At 55.5% G+C, this 3,696-nt stretch carries 4 protein-coding genes and 1 tRNA gene; 1 reads left to right on the top strand and 4 read right to left on the bottom strand.

Translation table 11 applies throughout. The annotated features are described in order from the left end of the window. The 3 genes from NW846_RS11580 to NW846_RS11570 all read right to left on the bottom strand — a co-directional run. Positions 1-200 (bottom strand): Clp protease N-terminal domain-containing protein (locus NW846_RS11580; RefSeq protein ID WP_414516084.1); only part of this gene is annotated, 200 nt, incomplete at its 3' end. 119 nt (positions 201-319) lie between these two features. Further along, positions 320-393: transfer RNA gene (locus NW846_RS11575), tRNA-Arg, on the bottom strand. Between the two features lie 175 nt (positions 394-568). After that, the gene (locus tag NW846_RS11570; RefSeq protein WP_414516082.1) at positions 569-1,666 is read right to left on the bottom strand and encodes a tocopherol cyclase family protein; all 1,098 of its coding nucleotides are present in this window, start codon (positions 1,664-1,666) and stop codon (positions 569-571) included. A gap of 210 nt (positions 1,667-1,876) precedes the next feature. Between NW846_RS11570 and NW846_RS11565 the strand changes: the two genes are divergently transcribed. Next, a complete protein-coding gene (locus NW846_RS11565) occupies positions 1,877-3,181 on the top strand; it encodes a CmpA/NrtA family ABC transporter substrate-binding protein (protein WP_414515573.1) in 1,305 nt (434 codons plus the stop codon). A gap of 194 nt (positions 3,182-3,375) precedes the next feature. Here the strand turns inward: NW846_RS11565 and NW846_RS11560 are convergent. Next, on the bottom strand, positions 3,376-3,696 hold a 321-nt coding region (locus NW846_RS11560; RefSeq protein ID WP_206336841.1), incomplete at its 5' end, for a transposase.

Genomic DNA, 3,696 nt, shown 5'->3' with positions numbered 1-3,696 from the left:
ATAATTTTCTCGACTTCAATGCGGGCGTCCTTCAAGTTCACTCCCATGGACTTGAGAACTTTGGCGGCGACCCCAGTGCCCTCGCCGATTAACCCCAACAAGATTTGCTCGGTGCCAACGAAATTGTGACCCAACCGTCTGGCCTCCTCCTGGGCCAGCATGATCACCTTGATGGCTTTTTCCGTAAAGCGTTCAAACATGATCCTCGGGCTCCCTACGCCTGCATCAAGGCGGACTTGATAGGCCTAATCCTAACACAGGATTCAGGCCAACTAAGGGACGGTAAATACCCCAGACGAAAAATCATCTGGGATCGTGACGCGCCTGGAGAGATTTGAACTCCCGACACCGTGGTCCGTAGCCACGTGCTCTAGTCCACTGAGCTACAGGCGCAAAAGGGGCGGGCCAACCACGGTTGACTGTCTGTCCATACTATCTGTCCATAGTTACTCAGATACTATCCAGTACTATCCAGAGACAGAGATGGACATCTATCAATGTGGCTTAGGCATTCTAGCACAAGAGCGTTTTTTGGAAAGTCCAACGGGGGTGTAGATATCCGCCAGCGTTAACATTGCCCTTGCCAAGGTTGCCGGACTTCTCCCCCCACTTCCAGGCCGGCTTGGGAGCTGGTGGCCTTGATCACCGGCGTCCAGACTTGGCCGTTGCGCTGCCAAAGCTGCAGGTGCAGATGTCCTGCTAGGGTATCCCGACAGTTGCGCTGCATCCCTTCTGGGCCAGGAGTGAATACAGTTTGGCCAGGCCGTCCCGTGTGCCCTTCCAGCCGAATACACCAGAGGGCGCTCTCTCCCCGGATTCGCCAAGATCCCCAGGGATCCACTTGCCAAGTCAGATGAGCTTGCCCAGGCCGCCATTCCAAAAAGGGCTGGGATCCCCATCCATGCAAGCTGATCAGGGCCACTTCTTCGGGGCGGGTGAGCACCTGCCGCTCAGCTCCGGCACAGGTGAGGCTGAGACCGGGATGCTGGGGAAAGGCGTTGCACTGGATCCAAAACCAGCGGCGAGGAAAGCTTTGACCCCAATTTTTTTCGGCGTAGGCGGGAGCCTGCTGAAATGCATAGCGCCTGCCTCTCCACTCCACCCAGCCGGTGGCCAAGCCATGGCTCATGAGGATCTGCCAGCCCGGCTCAAAGATGGGCAGATAAGACCAGGCTCCCATGGTGGCTCGGGGTGGGATCCCATAGGCAAAACGAGGTTGAATGCGGTAGAGCCAGCGAATAGGCTCAGAGACCAAGGGATCCGGCAAAATCCCCTGGTTGAGGTGGGCGGTGTATTGGTAGCCGCTGGCGGTGCGCTGGAAGAAGGTGAAGGGATCCTGAAGGCCGCGACAGCCGGGGCCTGGGATCCCTGAGTGCCCCAAGGCCAGATGGGTTGAGCTGGCCCAAAAGCGGCGGGGATTGGGGAAGGTGCGCCAATGCAGCTCCTCCTCCGGCCCCAACACCTGAGCCATGCCCCCGCGCTTGGGATCGATGGCGTACATGAAGGCAAAGCTAATGGGCGGATCCCCGGGCAAGGTGACGCGGCTGTACCAGCCCTCAAAAAACCGCTCTGTGCAGCCATCCCAGTGATAGCCGGCATGGGGCAGGGATCCCCAATCTGTTGAGCTGTTTTGCCCAGAGCAAGCCGCCGTTGGAGGAAACGCCATTGAGACCTAAGCCATCGCAAAAATGATAAACGGAAGTCTATGCTTACCAAAATAATAATTGTATTGTTTCTATATTTATTTACCCTTAGGATATCAACCAAGCTGAGATTTAAGGATTTCTTGAGATTTCACGAAGGAAATCCATGGGTTAGGCGACTTGAACCGGAAAGCTTCCATCTTGCCTTCACATATCCTTTCGATGAGGTGAGCATGACGTCACGTCGTAACTTTTTGCTGTCTGCGGGTGCGGCCACCGTGGGTGGACTCGTGAGTGGCAGCTTAGCACGGGCCAGCACAGGCTACTGGGTTGCCCAGGCCAGCGGCCCGGAAACCCCCAACCTTAGGCTGGGTTTTATTCCGATTGTGGAGTCTGCCCCCCTGATTGTCGCCAAGGAGAAGGGCTTTTTCGATAAGCACGGCATGACTGGTGTAGAAGTGTTGAAGCAGGCCAGTTGGCCGGCAGCCCGGGACAATGTGGTCATCGGCTCAGCGGGTGGGGGAATCGACGGTGGCCAGTGGCAGATGCCGATGCCTCACATGATCCACATTGGCGCCATCACCAACAATCGGCCGGTGCGCATGGCAGTTCTGTGTCAGCTGATCACCCAAGGCAACGGGATTGCCATTGCCGGAATGCATGCTGGCAAGGGTTTGGGGCTAGATGTTTCTGGAGCTGCAGACTACATCAAAAATTTCAGCGCCAGCAACGGACGCAAATTCAAGGCCGCTCATACCTTCCCCAACGTCAATCAAGATTTTTGGATCCGTTACTGGTTTGCTGCTGGGGGGGTAGATCCGGATCAAGACATCGACCTGTTGGCGGTTCCCTCTGCCGAAACGGTGCAGGGAATGCGCAATGGCACCATGGATGCTTTTAGCACCGGGGATCCCTGGCCCTACCGGATTGTGGCCGATGGGATCGGCTTTATGGCGGCCCTCACCCAGCAGATCTGGCCTTTTCACCCCGAAGAATACTTGGCCATTCGCGCCGACTGGGTGGAGCAAAACCCCAGAGCCACACAAGCAGTTTTGATGGCTGTGATGGAAGCGCAGCAATGGTGCGACGATCCGGCCAACCGTGAAGAGCTGGCGCGCATCCTTTCGGGGCGCGCTTATCTGAATGTGCCGGTCGAGGTTCTCACGCCTCCCTTCCAGGGCAAGTACGAATTGGGAGATGGCAAGCCGGCTGTTCAAGATTTCAACGCCGGGCCTCTGTACTGGGAAGATGGGCGGGGCAGCGTCTCTTATCCCTACAAGAGCCATGACCTGTGGTTCTTGACCGAATCGCTGCGTTGGGGCTTCCACGCTCGCTTCCTCAAGGATTTGGATACTGCCCGCCGTCTGGTGGATGAGGTGAACCGCGAAGATCTCTGGCGGGAGGCTGCCCAAGCGCTGGGAGTGAAGAATATTCCCAACAACACTTCGCGGGGAACGGAGCGTTTCTTCGATGGTGTGGTGTTTGACCCCCAGGATCCCCAGGCCTACTTGAACAGCCTGAAAATCAAGAGGGCCTAGTCTCGGCTCAGGTCAACACAGACGTGTTTCTTGTGTAGCAGAAATCCTGCCCATTCGCGGGATCCCATCGAGTTAAAAAAGGCTGGGCCGAGCTTTCTGCTCACATCGGGTTGATAGAGACTGTCAGCCTTGCGCCTTTTGAATGGTTCTGAACACTATGTTGAGGATCGGCCATGTTACAGCCTGTTAAGGGCTCAAGGGGTACAATAGCAGCACTTAGCAAACCAACTTCGGAAGGAGGATGGATTGATCAGTAGTAAAGAAGTCTTCACTATCTGCTCCATGCTATATTTCCCAATTCTGCAAAGCTGCCGAATAAAATGCTTCAACACTGACCACATCATCTCAATGGGATTCAACTCCGGCGCATACACAGGCAGGTATAGGATTCGTGCTCCTGTCCCCCTAATCAATTCCTCAACTTCCCGACTCTTGTGGATATTTAAATTGTCCATAATCACAACCTTCCTCGCATCTAGCTTCGGACATAGCTCGCTTCTCAAAAACTCCAAAAA

It is taken from the genome of Synechococcus sp. W60.3 (genome assembly GCF_047502615.1).
In the GTDB taxonomy this organism is placed as follows: domain Bacteria; phylum Cyanobacteriota; class Cyanobacteriia; order Thermostichales; family Thermostichaceae; genus Thermostichus.
Note: the sequence above shows the minus strand (reverse complement) of the source record. Positions and strands in the feature narration are given on the sequence as shown.